Origin of the sequence: Embleya sp. NPDC005971 (assembly GCF_040629175.1) — a bacterium.
GTDB lineage: Bacteria > Actinomycetota > Actinomycetes > Streptomycetales > Streptomycetaceae > Embleya.
Genome location: NZ_JBEXUX010000008.1, coordinates 67,976 through 83,183, shown reverse-complemented (window position 1 = coordinate 83,183; position 15,208 = coordinate 67,976). Strand labels below are relative to the sequence as shown.

The 15,208-nt window shown below is 72.9% G+C and carries 11 protein-coding genes; 6 read left to right on the top strand and 5 right to left on the bottom strand.

Annotation, left to right across the window (positions count from 1 at the left end; translation table 11 throughout):
- Nucleotides 1–12 precede the first annotated feature (12 nt).
- Nucleotides 13–465 carry a MerR family transcriptional regulator gene (locus tag ABZ374_RS10300; RefSeq protein ID WP_360309050.1) on the bottom strand — a complete coding sequence of 151 codons (453 nt, stop codon included), beginning with the start codon at nt 463–465 and terminating at the stop codon, nt 13–15.
- An 87-nt stretch (nt 466–552) separates the two neighbouring features.
- Here ABZ374_RS10300 and ABZ374_RS10295 point away from each other — a divergent pair, with 87 nt between their 5' ends.
- The 4 genes from ABZ374_RS10295 to ABZ374_RS10280 all read left to right on the top strand — a co-directional run bounded on the left by ABZ374_RS10295 (nt 553) and on the right by ABZ374_RS10280 (nt 4,832).
- A complete protein-coding gene (locus ABZ374_RS10295) occupies nt 553–1,602 on the top strand; it encodes an aldo/keto reductase (RefSeq protein WP_360309048.1) in 1,050 nt (349 codons plus the stop codon).
- A 135-nt stretch (nt 1,603–1,737) separates the two neighbouring features.
- Nucleotides 1,738–2,838, top strand: coding sequence for an ABC transporter substrate-binding protein (locus ABZ374_RS10290; RefSeq protein WP_360309046.1), 1,101 nt, complete (start codon nt 1,738–1,740; stop codon nt 2,836–2,838).
- Nucleotides 2,839–2,895: 57 nt separating this feature from the next.
- Entirely contained in the window at nt 2,896–3,945 is a 1,050-nt protein-coding gene (locus ABZ374_RS10285) for an iron ABC transporter permease (protein WP_360309258.1), read from the top strand.
- Nucleotides 3,942–4,832, top strand: coding sequence for an ABC transporter ATP-binding protein (locus ABZ374_RS10280; protein WP_360309044.1), 891 nt, complete (start codon nt 3,942–3,944; stop codon nt 4,830–4,832). Before ABZ374_RS10285 ends, ABZ374_RS10280 begins: the two co-directional genes overlap by 4 nt.
- Here the strand turns inward: ABZ374_RS10280 and ABZ374_RS10275 are convergent.
- Nucleotides 4,804–6,042 (bottom strand): cytochrome P450, encoded by a 1,239-nt coding sequence (locus tag ABZ374_RS10275; RefSeq protein WP_360309042.1) that lies wholly within the window; start codon nt 6,040–6,042, stop codon nt 4,804–4,806. The two genes, ABZ374_RS10280 and ABZ374_RS10275, sit on opposite strands and share 29 nt — an antisense overlap.
- Nucleotides 6,043–6,404: 362 nt before the next feature.
- Here ABZ374_RS10275 and ABZ374_RS10270 point away from each other — a divergent pair, with 362 nt between their 5' ends.
- Together ABZ374_RS10270 and ABZ374_RS10265 are read left to right on the top strand one after the other, a co-directional pair.
- Nucleotides 6,405–7,889 (top strand): carboxyl transferase domain-containing protein, encoded by a 1,485-nt coding sequence (locus ABZ374_RS10270; RefSeq protein WP_360309040.1) that lies wholly within the window; start codon nt 6,405–6,407, stop codon nt 7,887–7,889.
- 815 nt (nt 7,890–8,704) lie between these two features.
- On the top strand, nt 8,705–9,223 hold the full coding sequence (locus ABZ374_RS10265) for a CBS domain-containing protein (RefSeq protein WP_360309038.1): 519 nt from the start codon (nt 8,705–8,707) through the stop codon (nt 9,221–9,223).
- Nucleotides 9,224–9,376: 153 nt separating this feature from the next.
- Here the strand turns inward: ABZ374_RS10265 and ABZ374_RS10260 are convergent, their stop codons facing one another.
- From ABZ374_RS10260 to ABZ374_RS10250, 3 genes are all read right to left on the bottom strand, one after another.
- Nucleotides 9,377–12,298 (bottom strand): poly(A) polymerase, encoded by a 2,922-nt coding sequence (locus ABZ374_RS10260; protein WP_360309036.1) that lies wholly within the window; start codon nt 12,296–12,298, stop codon nt 9,377–9,379.
- Nucleotides 12,298–14,037 carry an RNA ligase family protein gene (locus ABZ374_RS10255; protein WP_360309034.1) on the bottom strand — a complete coding sequence of 580 codons (1,740 nt, stop codon included), beginning with the start codon at nt 14,035–14,037 and terminating at the stop codon, nt 12,298–12,300. The genes ABZ374_RS10260 and ABZ374_RS10255 overlap by 1 nt, the downstream gene beginning before the upstream one ends.
- A 178-nt stretch (nt 14,038–14,215) precedes the next feature.
- Nucleotides 14,216–15,157 (bottom strand): D-alanyl-D-alanine carboxypeptidase, encoded by a 942-nt coding sequence (locus ABZ374_RS10250; RefSeq protein ID WP_360309032.1) that lies wholly within the window; start codon nt 15,155–15,157, stop codon nt 14,216–14,218.
- Nucleotides 15,158–15,208: the final 51 nt, after the last annotated feature.

Genomic DNA, 15,208 nt, shown 5'->3' with positions numbered 1-15,208 from the left:
CTGGTCATCGAGTCACGTCACCTGATCATCGGCCTCGACTTCGGCTTCGGCTTCGGCGTTGCTTTCGGGTTCGGGTTCGGGTTCGGTTTCGGCGAGGTAGTCCTCGTACACGCCCACCTTGTAGCCGATCAGGTCGAGGCACCGGTGGAGTTGGTCGATCTGGGCGGTTATCCGGGACCGGTGTTCGCGCAGGATGGCCAGGCGTTCGCGTTCGGTGCCATCGCCGGCGCGGGCCAGTTCGGTGTACTGCCGGATGGCGGGGATGGGCATGCCGGAGCCGCGCAGGATCACGCACATGTCGAGCCAGGCGATGTCGTGTTCGGCGTACACCCGGCGGCCGGCCCGGTTGCGGCGGACCGGATTGGCCAGGATGCCCTCGCGTTCGTAGAAGCGCAGGGTGTCGATGCTCAGGCCGGTGCGGGTGGCGACCTGGCCGATGGTCAGGTCCTCGGAGGTATCGGTCACGCGTCACAGGATGGGACTTGACCTGGAGTCGAGTCCAGCTCGTAGATTTCCGGTCGCCACACCCGTAAGCACCCAAGGAGCACGACCATGCGCTACCGCACTCTCGGCCGCACCGGCATCCGAGTCAGCGTGCAGGCCCTGGGCACGATGATGTTCGGGGCGGTCGGCAATCCCGACCACGACGACTGCGCCCGGATCGTGCACGCCGCGTTGGACCACGGGATCAACTTCGTCGACACGGCCGACATGTACTCGGCCGGCGAATCCGAGGAGATCGTCGGCAAGGCGCTCCGGGGCCGGCGCGACGACGTGATCCTGGCGACCAAGGTGCACTTCGCGATGGGGGAGGGGGTCAACCGGGGCGGCAACTCGCGGCGTTGGATCACCACGGCGGTCGAGGACAGCCTGCGGCGGCTGCGCACCGACCGGATCGACCTGTACCAGATCCATCGCCCGGACGAGTCGACCGACGTCGAGGAGACCCTTTCCGTACTGACCGACCTGGTGCGGCAGGGCAAGATCCGCGCGTTCGGCTGCTCGACCTTCCCGGCCGAGGACGTGGTCGAGGCCCATCACGTGGCCGAGCGTCGCGGCCTGCAACGCTTTCGCACCGAACAGCCGCCCTACTCGATCCTGGCCCGGGGCATCGAGGGCTCGTTGCTGCCGGTGTGCGAGCGCCTCGGCATGGGTGTGCTGACCTGGAGCCCGTTGGCGTCCGGGTTCCTCACCGGCAAGTACCGCAAGGGCGGCCCGATCGACCTGACCTCCGGTCGGGCCGGGCTCAACCCCGGGCGCTTCGACCCGGCCCTGCCGGTGAACGCGACCAAGCTCGACATCGTCGAGCAACTCGTCGCCCTGGCCGACGAGATCGGCTGCACGCTGCCCGAACTCGCGCTCGCCTTCCCGACCGCGCACCCGGCGGTGACCTCGGTCGTCATCGGGCCGCGCACGATGGACCAGTTGGCGGCGTCGGTGAAGGGCGCGACGCTCACCCTGGACGACGAGACGCTCGATCGCATCGACACGATCGTCGCGCCGGGTAGGAACGTCTACCACCCGGACGGCGCGTGGACCCACCCGGCCCTGGCCCGCACCGCGTTGCGCCGTCGCCCTCTCGCCGACCGTGCGGCCGGCTGAGGGCGCGCCGATCGGCGATGCCGGGACCGGCGACGGGAAGTCGGCCTTCGGCGGGAACTTCGCTCGGGTGGTGGCCGACTGAGTGTCCGGGTTCGCGTTCGCGGGCGCCTGTCGGTACTTGTGGGGAGCGAAACTGTGCGGGGCAGCAAGGTGGGTGGCGTGGCCGCCGCGGTGGTTTTGTTCGCGACGGCCTGTGGAGGCGGTTCGACGGACACGGAGGACGCCGCCTCGGGGGCGACCGCGGCCGCGACGAAGCCGGGCGGTGGCGCGTCGGGTTTCCCGGTGAAGGTGACGGACTGCGCCGGTGCCGAGACGACCTTCACCGAGGCGCCGCGGAAGGTGGTCACCAGCAACGCCTCCGGCCTGGAGATGTTGTTCTGGCTCGGCGCCGGCGACCGGGTGATCGGCACCGGCTTCCCGCCCGGCAAGGGCACCATGCCGGCGCAGTTCTCGGCACAGGCCGACCGGGTCCGGGTGCTCGGCGACATGGTGATCCCCAAGGAGCAGTTGCTCGGTTCGGGCGCCGACCTCTACCTCGACACCTTCGCCGACATGGGCGGCATGGGCGCGATGGGTGCGGGGCCCTCGCCCAAGGAGTTCGCCGCCGCCGGCATCAAGCACATCTACCTCAAGTCCACCGCCTGCGCGCGCAAACGCCCGGGCCCGCAACAGGACTTGGCCGAGGTCGAGGCCGACATCCGGGCCCTGGGCGCGGTCACCGGGACCTCCCCCAGGGCCGAACAACTCGTCGCCGGCATGGAGCAGACCCTCGGCTCGGTGCGCACCGCGCTCGCGGGTGTGCCGCAGGATCGGCGGCCGACGTACTTCTTCTTCGACTTCGACGCCGGTACCAAGCAGCCGATCGCGGTATGCGACAAACAGGTTGCCAACGCGGTGATCACCCAGGCCGGGGCACGCAACGTCTTCGCCGACTGCGCCGGCGACTTCAAGCCCGTCTCGTGGGAGGACGTGGTCGCCAGGAATCCGGACTGGATCCAGCTCGGTGTCCGGAACAAGGGCAGTGCCGAGGCCAACGCGAAGGCGTTCGACGACGCCGAACGATTCCTGCGCACGTTCGACGCGACCAAGGGCCTGAACGCGGTGCGGGACGGGAAGTTCGTCCGGATCGGCTCGGAGAGCACCACGATCGCCGGGGTCCGCAACGCCGAAACGGTGCAGCGGATCGCGAGCACGATCCACCCGGACCTGGTCCGACCCGCGCCGGCCGCAGGGTAGGGGCCGGTGGTTTCGGTATTCGAGCGTCGGATCCGACGCCGGGCCGAGCCGGCGCCGGTGGCTCCCACCGACGGTGACCGGGGTCGCCCGGCGCGCACCGGGTGGGTGGTCGTCGTCCTGGCCGTGCTCCTGGTCGTCGCGTTGACCTCGGCCGTGTCGTTGGGGTCGGTGGACATCCCGATCGGCGAAGTGTGGTCGGTGGTCGGGCGACGGCTGACCGGCGAGTCGCCCGAGCCCGGCACGCGCGACCTGATCGTCTGGCAACTCCGGCTGCCGCGAGCCCTGTTGGCCGCCGTCGTCGGCGCGGGACTGGGGCTGGTGGGCACCGCCGTCCAGGCGCTGGTGCGCAATCCGCTCGCCGACCCGTACCTGCTCGGCATCTCCTCCGGCGCCTCGCTCGGTGCGGTCGCGGTGATCGTGCTCGGGGCCGGCACCGGCGGGGTGCTCGGATACGGGCTGTCCGCCTCGGCGTTCGCCGGTGCGTTGGCGGCCTTCGCGTTGGTGTGGGCACTGGCTCGGCGCGGCGGCGGATTCTCCCCGCTGCGCCTGGTGCTGGCCGGGATCGGCGTGGGGCAATTCCTGTCCGGGTTCACCAGCTTCCTGGTGTTGCAGGCGGGCGACGAGCAGCAGACGCGCGGGGTGCTGTTCTGGCTGATGGGCAGCCTGAGCGGGGCCCAGTGGGAGCAACTGGCGCTGCCCACCGCCGCGGTGGCCCTCGGCCTGCTGGGTCTCCAGGCTCGGGCCCGGGCGCTCAACGCGCTGCTGATGGGCGACGAGACGGCGGCCGGACTGGGCGTGGACGTGGCCCGACTGCGCCGCGAACTGTTCGCGGTGACCAGCGTGTTGACCGGGGTGCTGGTCGCCGTTTCGGGAGCGATCGGCTTCGTCGGACTGATGGTGCCGCATGTCTGCCGGTTGTTGATCGGTGGCGATCATCGCCGACTGCTGCCGGTTTCGGCGTTGTTCGGCGCGGTGTTGCTGGTCGCGGTGGACACGCTGGCCCGCACGGCGGTCAGCACCCAGGAGTTGCCGATCGGCGTGGTCACCGCGGTGATCGGCGCGCCGGTGCTGCTGCTCCTGCTCGACCGACGGCTGGAGACGCGATGACGGGCGAGGGTGAACGGGAGGCCGCGGGCGAGAGCGCCGGGTTCGGTGGGCAGCGGAGCCGGATCACCGTGCAGGATCTGCACGTCACCCTCTCCGGCCGGGACATCCTGACCGGCGTCGGGTTGATCGCGGCCGGTGGTGAGATCACCGGGCTGGTCGGCCCCAACGGCAGCGGCAAGTCCACCCTGTTGCGCACGGTCTACCGGCACCTGAAGCCGCAGGCCGGGCGGGTCCTGCTCGGCGACCGGGACCTGCGGGCGATGACCCCCGCGGCGGCGGCCCGACACGTGGCGGCGTTGCCGCAGGAGCGGGAGAACGACTTCGACTTCACCGTGCGCGAGGTGGTCGCGATGGGCCGTACGCCGTACCAGAAGGCGTTCGCGGGCGACAGCGCCGCCGACCGGGCGGCCGTGTTGATCGCCCTGGTGCAGGCCGGGGTGGAGGCGCACCAGGGCCGACGGTTCGCCACGCTCTCCGGGGGCGAGCGGCAACGGGTGCTGCTGGCACGGGCGTTGGCGCAGGAGCCGGATGTGCTGGTGCTGGACGAGCCGACCAACCACCTCGACGTGCGGCATCAGGTCGAACTCCTGGCCCTGTTGCGGGCCCAGGAGCGGACCACGTTGATCGCGCTGCACGACCTCAACGCGGCGGCCTCGGTGTGCGATCGGCTGCACGTGCTGCACGAGGGTGCGCTGCGGGCATCCGGGACGCCGCGTGAGGTGCTCACCCCGGAACTGCTCGCCGAGGTGTTCGGTATCCGGGCCGTGGTTCTCGATCACCCGCTCACCGGGGATCCGCTGATCGCGGTCGACCATCGGACACCGGCGTTGCCGCCGGCCCCCCGGACCCCGGTCGGGATCAGGTCGGCACCGCCGGCGTCGGGATGACGTCGAGGCGGGTCGGGCCGTTGACCACCAGCGAGGGGATCGGCGGGGGTGGTTGCTCGGGGTGGGCGAGGGCCAACCGCGGGAGGCGGTCGAGCAGGGTGGACACCGCGATGCGCGTCTCCAGCCGGGCCAGATGTGCCCCGAGGCAGAAGTGCGGACCGTAGCCGAAGGCGAGGTGTGCCTTGTCGGCGCGGGTGGGATCGAACGTGTCGGGCGCGTCGGGGTGCACCGCCGGGTCCCGCCCGGCGGCGGCGAAGGCGATGATGATCGGGTCGCCGCGACGGATCAGCACCCCCTCGCCCAGCTCGATGTCCTCCACCGCATAGCGCAACGGCAGGTACATGACCGGGCCTTCGAGCCGCAGCGTCTCCTCGATCACGTCGCTCCAGTCCAGGAGGCCCTCCTGAAGCCGAGCCAACTGCTCCGGATGGGACAGCAGTTCGGACAGGACGCTGGTGATCAGGTTGACCGAGGTCTCGTAGCCGGCGCCGAGCATCAGGAAGAGCGAGTCGATGAGTTGCTGCTCCGAGGACTGCTCCTCCTCGGCGACCGGGGTGAGCAGGTCACTGGTCAGGTCGGCGCCCGGGTGCTCCCGCTTGTACTTCATCAACTCGACAAGTCGGGCCTGGAGTTCGTGCTGACGTGCGATCGCCTCGGCGACCTCGATCCCGGTGTCCAGGATCGCGTCGATCGCGGTGCCCAGCCCGGCGCGCAATCCGTCCGGTACCCCGAACAGATCGCAGATGACGGTCATCGTCAGCGGCAGCGACAGGGCCCGGCGCACGTCGACGCTTTCGCCGGGCGGTATCGCCGCCAGCGCGTCGACCAGGCGATCCGCGGTCGCCTGGACCTGCGGGCGCATCGAGTCCACCCGTCGGGGTGCGAAGGACGGCGCGACCCGGGCGCGCAGTCGGCGGTGTTCCGCGCCGTAGGTGTTCGCGAAGTTCTGTTGCAGTGCCACCGAGGCCAACGGCCAGCCTTCGGGCAGTTCGGCCAGTCCGGGCCAGTGCCGGCGGAAGTCGCGGGAGACCCGGGGGTCGGTGGTCAGTGTTTGGGCGACGTGGTACCGAGTGATCGACCAGGCCCGGACTCCTCCGGGGAGTTCGACCCAAACGGCCGGTCCCCGAGCGCGCAGCGCCGCCGCCTCGGCATGTCCGGCGCGGGCGGTGGGGTCGAGCACGGGGCATCGCTGAACGGGTTCCGTGGACATGCCGGGCTCCCTTCGAGGGGAACGTGCAAAGTGGTCGTCGTGCCACGAGGCGCATGGTGCAGTCGTGTTCGCGAAACCGCGTCCGACGCCTGCCGGCGTCGCATGTCCTTCCCTTCTACGCCTGGTTCCGCACCCTGACAACACCGCCGAGGCAGGCGGTCGTCCGGGGAGCGGTCGGTGCGCCCGAACGTGCCTCGTGCCGGGGGTGAAAGGCCGCCGCAAGCGATAGTTAAGGTCGCGCCGCTTTAATGGCTGGAGCCTCGTGGCGGAACCGGCGCCGTCGGGGGGATCGGCGCTGCCCGGAGTCCGGGTCGTCGCGTCGATCCACGGCTGGGGAAACGGGCTGGGGAAACGGGGAAGCCATGACGACCACTGCCACCACCGGACTTCCGGAGCAACGCGAGGTCGTATCGACGCGGGCGCAACCGCCGGGGTCGGCGTCGGCAGCGGACCCGGCCGACGCGCGCGATCCGCGACTACGGTTGGGTCGGCTGCTCGACGAGGACGGGGTGCGGGCCCTGCCGGGGGAGGATCCGGCGGGCGTCTACGCGGTGTCCGGTCGCATCGACGGCGTCCGGGTGATCGCGTACTGCACCGACGCGACGGTGATGGGCGGTGCGCTCGGCTGGGCCGGCGCCGAGCGCATCTCGCAGGCGGTGGACACCGCGGTGCGCGAGCGCTGCCCGGTGATCGGTCTGTGGCATTCCGGCGGCGCCAAGCTCGCCGACGGGGTGGAGTCGATGGACGGCGTGGGCCGGATGTTCGCGGCGATGACCCGTGCCTCGGGCCGGGTTCCGCAGATCTCGGTGGTGCTCGGGCCGGCCGCGGGCGCCGCGGCGTACGGTCCCGCGCTGACCGACATCGTGGTGATGGCGCCCGCCGGCCGGATGTTCGTGACCGGCCCGGACGTGGTGCGCAGCGTCACCGGCGAGGAGATCGACATGGCGGGCCTGGGCGGCCCGGAGGCACACGCCAGACAGTCGGGCGTGGCCCATGTGACCACCGGTTCCGAGCAGGAGGCGTACGTCCACGCGCGTCGACTGGCCGGCTTCTTCGCCCGGCCCGGCCGGTTCGACCCGGACGCCGCGCGCGGCCGTACCGAGGACCTGCGGGCGCTGCTGCCCGAGTCGGCGCGCCGCGCCTACGACGTCCGCCCGTTGGTGTACGCGATCGTGGACGGATCGGGTCCGGCGGACTTCGCGGAACTCCAGTCGCACTGGGCGCCGAACATCGTGGTCGGCCTCGGTCGGCTGGCCGGGCGCAGTATCGGCGTGATCGCCAACAACCCGCTGCGCAAGGGCGGTTGCCTGGACTCGTTGTCGGCGGAGAAGGCGTCGCGGTTCGTTCGCATGTGTGACGCCTTCGGGGTTCCGCTGGTGGTGCTCGTGGACGTGCCCGGCTATCTGCCCGGGGTGGGCCAGGAGTGGGGCGGGGTGATCCGGCGCGGTGCCAAGCTGCTGCACGCGTTCGCCGAGGCCGAGGTGCCCCGGGTCACTGTGGTCACCCGCAAGTCGTACGGCGGCGCCTACATCGCGATGAACTCCCGTTCCCTGGGCGCCACCGCCGTGTTCGCCTGGCCGGAGGCCGAGGTCGCGGTGATGGGCGCGGAGGCGGCGGTGGGCGTCCTGCACCGCAAGCGACTCGCCGCCGTGGACGGTGCGGCGCGCGAGGAACTCCTGGCCGGACTGGTCGCCGAGCACGAGCGCATCTCCGGCGGCGTCGGCCGGGCCCTGGACTTCGGTGTGGTGGACGCCGTGATCGAACCCGGGGACACCGTGGAGCGGGTCGTCGCGGCACTGTCCGGCGCACCGGCCGGCCGCGGTCGACACGGCAACATCCCCCTTTGAGCCATCCTTCCCCACCCGGTGGCGCCGTCCCCCCGTGCGGCGCCACCGGGTCCTTCCCGCCGGTGGGCGGGACCACGTCCGGCCGCCGCGTGCAGACCCGTTGCGGCCGGGGCCGAGCCCGGTCGCCGAGCGACCTCGGGGTCGGTCGAGGCGGGCCGATTGTCGCCGGGCCCGCGTTTCGGGCCGCCGGCGACACCGCCGTGCGCGCAGCGAGCGGGACCGTCCCCCGGCATCGTCCGGGGCCGATGTCGCGCCGGGCGCGGGGCGCCGGCGCCGGTCCTCGCGGTGGAACTCGGCCGGGGAGCGGTCCCTTCGGCCGCCGGCGCGTTCGACTCGTCGATCGCGGAGCAACGGCGCGAAGCCCGCGCCGCCGGCAACTCGGTGATTTCCGGAGCGCGTTGCTCGCCCGTGATCGGCGGCCGGTCGCGGGCGCGCCGCTCGGTGACGGGTGCGCGTGGCCGCGGGACCCCGGGTTCGCCGTCGTGACCGCACGGGACGCGGTCGCCGGGTTTCGACGGCATCGCGGTGTTCCGGGGCGCGACTTCGTGATCCTTCGGCGGGCCGTGCACGACGCGTTCGGGCCGGTCCCGACCTCGGCTCGGTGCCCTCGGCCGGCTTCGCCGCGGCGGTCCCGCGCCGTACGCCGGTGTTCCCGCGCGGGATTCGTGCCGGCCGGCGCAGACGAAAGGGCCGGTTCCTGAGGGGGAACCCTCGCCACACTTGTCGAGGCGGGTGCGACAAGGTGAGGGAATCGAATCCACGACCGTGGGGAGGCGCCCGAATGGCATCGACCGTCGACGCTGAAGGAGTTCGTGATGCGCGCACGTGATCTGGTGGCCGAGTATCCGATGGTCACCCTCGACAGCGACGCTCTGGACGCGGCCCGACTGGTAGCCGCGCAACGTCAGACCGGGGTACTGGTGCTGGATGCCGGCGGCGAACCGTTCGCGGTTCTACCCGCGTCGTCCCTGGTCGCCCTGTTGGCGAGCCGGGTGATCGATGATCCGGAGCCGGACGGGGTGTTCGACCAACCGTGTGTCTGCCGAACACACCGGGCCCTGGCCGGGCGTACCGTGCGCGACTGCCTGCGGCACGAGAAGACGCTGCCCTCGGTCGCCGACTCGGAGGACACCGTCCTGGAGATCGCCGCGTTGATGGCGCGCGATCGCAGTCGTCTGGTGGCGGTGATCGAGTATCCGAAGGGACGCGCGATCAGCGGAGCCGGACCGCGTGTGTTGGGTGTGATCACCGACTCCCGTCTGCTGGAGCAATTGCTCGGCAGGACCCGGTCGACCGACCCGAACGGGCGAAGCCCGTCGGCACCCACGACCTGATCGTGTGCCCGGCGGGGCGGGCGCCCCGCCGGGCCTCGGGGCGCAACGACGGCCGTACGGACGGCGGATGGGTCGACCCGGCCACGCCGGTTTCACGACGCCGGATCGTGCACGTCGCACGGAATGCACGTGGCGGGCGAGCGGGCGCCCGGGTCAGCACAGCGTCGGCACGGCGCCGCCCTCGACCCGGGTCGCCTCGACGCCGGGCAGGCCCCGGCACCACCGGGTGGTGATCTCGGCGAGCGTGTCCGCGTCGGGTGGGCCGGCGCCCAGGCCGATCGCGAGGTGTGTGCGCGATCCGGCTTCGAAGGTGCGGGGCCACACGTGGGCGTCGGTGACACCGGCCTCGTGCAGTGCGGTGAGCAGGGCGCGGACGCGGCCGCGCAGCCGGCCGGTGGTGGCGGCGAACTCGTCGGCGGGGGCCGGGAGCACGGTCAGCAACAACCAGGCCGCGTGGCGGCGGTGCAGCGGGGGTGGTTCGAGCAACGTCGGCCACGGATCGCCGTGTTCGGTCTGGATCGAGGGTGCGGCCGGGTCGATGGTCGCGGTCGAGGTGGTCGACTCCCAGGCGCGGTACAGCTCGTCGACCAGCAGGTCGCGTCCGCCGGGGGTGACCTGCGTGGTGCACGAGCGCACCGGGCGGGTCGGGGTCAGGATCGACACCGGCGCGCCGGCCGGCGAGTGCGGGCCTTTGGTGTCCTCGTGCAGGGACACCGGCTCGCGCCAGTCCCACGCGGCCCAGGTGGCGAAGAAGTGCGCCGACAGGTCGTCGCCGGCCAGACCTGCGGCCTCGCGCGTGGTCCGGGCGGCGAGTATCGACCAGGCCAGACCCGGCAGTCCGCCGAACGGCGCCGCGTCCAGGCCCCGGGCCCGCGCCCACGCCTTGACCCGTCGGGCCAGGTCTGCGAACCGTTCGTGGTCCGCGCCCACCGCGCGCCGGATCGCGTCCGCGTCGGTGATCGCGCTCAAGGTGATCGCGGCCGGCTCGGCCAACTCGGCGCGCCGGGCCGGGGCGTCGACCGGCTCGATGTCGCCGGTGGCCACCAGGGCCAGGTCCACGGCCGACCCGCCCACCCGCAACCGCAGTCCCGGCACGCGCGCCCCGATCACCGGCCGGACGGCGCTCGCCTCGGGCAGGGCCGCCGCGATGCGCTCGGCGAGGTCGGCGAGGTCGACGGTGTGGCCGGGCAGGGCCGCCACCAGGTCGATGTCGGCCTTTGGCAGCGCACACCCCATCCGCCGCGAGCCGACCGGCGACACGACGACGCCCTGGCCCAACGCCGCGGCAACGCACCGAGTGATCCGCCTCGTCCGGTCGTCCGGGTCCGGTCCGTCACCCGAAGGCGTCGGAGCCTCGCGGGCGGGTCCGACGTCGAGATCCGGCGGTACCGCGTCGGACGACCACCGCAGTTCGCCCGTGCCCAGGGTGATCGTGGCCCGCACCCGCATCGGCTCGTCGCCCCGGCGGGAGAGCAGCACCAACTCGCCCACGCGCGCCGACATCGGCTCCAGTCGGCTCGCGCACTCGGCGGCCACCCGCTGGGGGTCGGCGCTGCGGCCCAGGGTCAGGTGCGGGGTGAAGCCGTCCGCGCGGCCCGGGCAGCGTGGGAAGCGCGCCGCGAAGGCGTCCCGCAGCAGCGACCACGGCGATTCGTCGGCAGCCGCCGGATCGAGCCACACGGTGGCGTCCTCGCGGTGACCGAAGGTGTGTACGCCGTCCAGACGTGCGGTGAACGGCGCCACTGCGGCCGCCGCCGCCGAGAGCAGGGGCGCGGCCCGTTCGAAGTCGGCTTCCGGGACGAAGCCGAACAGCACGTTGACGTGCGGCGGCCAGCGGTCCACCTGCGGATCGTGCGTGTGACGGAGCCGCTGGAGCACGGGCCACAACCGTCGCGGTGGCAACCAGGCCAGCGCGGTGCGCGCGGTCGACGCGACGTCCAGGACATCGCCGGTCGGCGGGCCGGCCGGCACCAGGTCCGCCCGGACCCCGAAGTGGTCGGAGGCGTAGAGGCCGTCGGGCGTGGGCGCGTCCCCGTAGCGCACCGCCGCCTCCGCGCTCCACCCGCCGGTGCGCAGCAGAACCCGGTCCAGCCGGGCGGCGCGGCCGGTGCGCGAGCCGATCGCGGCCAGCGGATTGACGCCCGGATCGAAGGTGGGGGTGTCGTCGTCGGCGCCGTGCACTTGCGTCCACACATCCGCCAGGCCCAGCACGTCGGCCGGCCCGGTGGTGCCGTCGTTGAAGTCGCCGACCACCACCAGATCGCCCGGCACCCGGGCGAAACCGTCGGCCAGCGCGGCCAGTTCGACCCGGCGCCGGCCCGGACCGTTCTGCGCGTGGTCGCTGGTGAGGTGGGTGACCGCGACCACGAGCGGCTCGGCCGGGCCGGCGACGGTGATCGCGGCCACCGCCTTGTACCGGCCCAACGCATGCCGCCCGGACTCGCGCACCGGCAGCCTGCTCAGCAACAACAGCCCACTGTCCGGCACGTCCCGACCGTTCGGATCGGTGTCCATCGTGTACGCGGCGCGCACCCACGGCTCGGCCGCCAACAGCGCGACCAGGTCCGCCTCGACCTCCTGGAGCGCGATCACATCGGCGTCGGCCCTCGCGAGCGCGGCCAGCAACAGCGGTCGACGGCGCGCGGTTCGGATCCGGTCGGCGTCGTAGCGATCCCACAGCGTGTTCCAGGTCAGCACCCGGATCCGGGTGGTCGCCGGTGCGTCGATCCGGCCCCGGTCGGGCGTGCCCGCGGGTCGCCAGTCGGCGAGCACCGGGTCGAACGTGTGCGGTCGGCGCGCGGTGAAGAACGGCGTGGGCAACCGATGGGATTCCCGCACCCGGCCGGCGGCGCACGTGTCGATCCGGTCCACCCGGCCGGCTCGATCCCACACCACCTCGTCGTCCGCCTCGATCCGCAACACCCGATGCCAGGGAATCTCGCCGCCCGGCACGAACGCGGGCAGCGGGACACGCTTGGGCTCCGCGCCGCGCCGGTGGACCGCGAGTACGAACCGCGCGGGATCGAACCGGGGGTCCCAGCGCACCCGGTGGTAGATCTCCTCGCTCGTGCGCATCACGCGTCCTCCGCGTCCAGCGAGCCGGCGACGTCCTCGACCGTGCCGCCCGCGCCGATGTACCAGGTCCGGTGTGCCTGCCCGGGGTAGGGCGGTGCGAACCGCCGCTGTTGCGCGGCGCGTACGGTGGCCGGCACCGGGTGTTCGCGTACGGCGTTGCGTCGTTCCGACTCGTCCTCGCCGATCGGCAACACGGCGTGGGTGATCAGCGCGTCGCGGCCCTGGGCGACGGCGTGCACGGGAGCACGCTGCCGGGCGTTGAGCGAGGTGGCGTCCCACACCACCGTGCCGCCGGCCGCCAGTGCGGTGTCGAGTCGATGCAACGCCTCGCGCAGCACCTCGCCGTCGGCCGAGCGGTCCACCCGGGCGCCGCGCGCCGCGCGCAGGTCGTCCAGGCCGATCCGGTGGGCCACATCCGGCAGTTCGCGGGAGAAGGTGCTCTTCCCGCTGCCCGAGCAGCCGATCAGGTGGATCAGCCGAGGAAAGTCGCCGCGCCATCGGGTCCGCGCGACCTCGGGCGGCATCGACCAGCCCTTGGCGTGTGCCTCGCGCAGTTGCGCCCAGCAGCGGTCGGCCGTCGCCGAGTCCAGGTCGGCGAACGCCTCCCGGGCCCGGGCGCGCAGCGGCGCCAGCGGGGCCTCCCCGAACAGGTCCGCGTCCGCGGCGACCAGCGCCGACCACTCCACCTGCTCGCGTTCCTCGTCGGCTTCGGCGCCGGTACGCCCGACCAGTGCGGCGGCGGCCACCGCGTGCAGCACGCCCAGATCGGCGGCGACCGCCAACCGGGCCAGCCCACGCGGGCGTTCGTGATCGGGGAAGGGGCGGCGCAGGTGCCGGTGCAAGCCGACCAGGTCCGCGACGCGGCGCGCCAGCGGCAGGCCGAGGGCCGACCCGAGTCGGGGCAGCAGCGTCCCGCGATGCTCGGCGTGCAGCGCGGCGGCGAGCACCCCGGCCAACCGGGCGTCCCCGGTGCGGCCCAGCACGTCCAGCCGCGCGCCCGCGTCGGCGACCACGTCGGGCTCGGCGGCCCATCCTCCGCCCGGGCCCGGACCCGGGCCCAGCGCCGCGAACAGCGCGGACAGGTCCGCAGGAGCGCCCGAACGCACCGCCCACAGCGCCGCGTCGGGTCCCAGACCGTTCGCGACCACCTCGGCACGCATCCAGTGCGTGTCGGTCCGCACGTGCCCGCGCCGCACCCACTTGGCCACTCGCCGGCCGAAGTCCGCGCGCTCGAAGCCCTCGACCGAGCGGACCACGAAGCCCTCCCGGCGAGCGGGGTCGAGCCGGATCGCGCGCAGCGCCCGCTCGTCGAAAACTCCGCGCCACAACACCGGCGGCGTCGGCACGCCCAACCGGCGCAGGAAGCGGGTGCTCTCGTCCCAGTCCAGGCAACGATCGCCGGTCCAGACCGAGAATCCGTAGAACCAACTCGCCAGCGCGTCATAGCCGATCGAGTGCCGGGCGTACATGTTCTCGCCGCAGATCCGCCACCCGGGCGGGATCCGGGCGCCGATCCGGCCCTGCAGCGCCTTGACCCAGGTGCGCGACGGGTGGTGGGCGGAGTCGAGTGAGCGGGCGTGCAGTCCGTCCGGGTACAACGTGGTGTTCTCGCCGTCGAGCTTCTCGGTGACCACCACTTCGCGGCCGCGCAGTCCGGACAGGTCCGCGGCTCGCACGTCGTCGGCACCGGCTCCCGGCGACCACGGCACGTGCGGCGTGCGGGGATAGTGCGTACGCATCTCCACTCCCCGCTCGCCGGCCGGTGCTCCGGGCCCGATCGCGGGCCGACTCCCCGGTCACTGTAGGAGCCGACCGGGCACCGGGCCATCGAATATCGCCTGCCGAGCGGATGCCGCGCCGCCTTCGGGGCCTGTGACGGAGCCGGGTCGGGCGGGTGATTTGCATGGTGCCGACCGGTTACGACGTGCCGACCGAGCGGATCAGGGTTTCGCTCGCGTTGATCGCGGCGGCGGCGCTGCTGCCCTTGCGCTGGGCCATGACGGCGGCGACCACCAGTTGTGGCCGGCCGTCGATCAGGCGTTCGGCGGCGAAGACGAGGTTGCCGCCGGCCGGGGTGGTGAAGCCGGTCTTGCCCGCGAGTACCCCCTCGCGGCCGAGCAGGGTGTTGCTGTTGGCCTTGGTGACCTGCGTCGAGTCGGTGTAGCTGCGGACGCCGGCGACCGCGGCGAAGGCCGGGTCGCGCATCGCGACGGTGAACAGCCTGACCTGATCGGCCGCGGTGCTCACGGTGGCCCGGTCGAAGCCGCTGGGATCGGTGTAGGTGGTGTCGCGCATGCCCAGCTCCTTGGCGGTGCGGTTCATCCGGGCGACGAAGGTCGCCTCGTCGCCGTCCACCCAGCGGGCGATCTCGTGGGCGATGTTGCTCGCCGAGACGGCCATCAGCGCCTCCAGGGCCCGACGCTCGGTGAAGGGCTCGCCCGGTCGGACCGGGGTCAGGCTCTCGAACCGGCGCAGCCGCTCCGGGTACCGGTTGGCCTCCTCGGCCGAGACGGTGAACGTGGGCCCCGCCGCGCCGGCCGCGAGGGGCTTGCTCTTGAGGAACACGTAGGCGGTCATCACCTTGGCCAGGCTCGCGGTCGGCGTCGGCTTCGCGGCGCCGGAGGCGACCGGCTCCCGCGCCCCCTCCACCGTCACGGCCGCCTGGCCGTCCTTGGGCCAGGCGGGGGCGAGCGCGCCGAGTGTGTCGGGTCCGACCGAGACCGTGGACACCGACACCGGGGCGGTCCGGCCGGTCTCGCCCGCGCAGCCGGCGACGAGCGCCAGCAGCGCGGCTACGGTGAGCATGATCGGCTTCGACGATCGACGGCGGCGGGCGGGAAGCACAGTGTGTGTGGTCATGGCCTGACCATGGCGACCGAGGATGACCGCGATCGGCCCGCAAGAAGACCG

Bases quoted from the DNA above. Each gene is read 5' to 3' on its own strand.
- ABZ374_RS10295 (WP_360309048.1), top strand. From the start codon at position 553: ATGCGCTACCGCACTCTCGGCCGCACCGGCATCCGAGTCAGCGTGCAG.
- ABZ374_RS10280 (WP_360309044.1), top strand. From the start codon at position 3,942: ATGACGGGCGAGGGTGAACGGGAGGCCGCGGGCGAGAGCGCCGGGTTC.
- ABZ374_RS10275 (WP_360309042.1), bottom strand. From the start codon at position 6,042: ATGTCCACGGAACCCGTTCAGCGATGCCCCGTGCTCGACCCCACCGCC.
- ABZ374_RS10270 (WP_360309040.1), top strand. From the start codon at position 6,405: ATGACGACCACTGCCACCACCGGACTTCCGGAGCAACGCGAGGTCGTA.
- ABZ374_RS10265 (WP_360309038.1), top strand. From the start codon at position 8,705: ATGCGCGCACGTGATCTGGTGGCCGAGTATCCGATGGTCACCCTCGAC.
- ABZ374_RS10260 (WP_360309036.1), bottom strand. From the start codon at position 12,298: ATGCGCACGAGCGAGGAGATCTACCACCGGGTGCGCTGGGACCCCCGG.
- ABZ374_RS10255 (WP_360309034.1), bottom strand. From the start codon at position 14,037: ATGCGTACGCACTATCCCCGCACGCCGCACGTGCCGTGGTCGCCGGGA.
- ABZ374_RS10250 (WP_360309032.1), bottom strand. From the start codon at position 15,157: ATGACCACACACACTGTGCTTCCCGCCCGCCGCCGTCGATCGTCGAAG.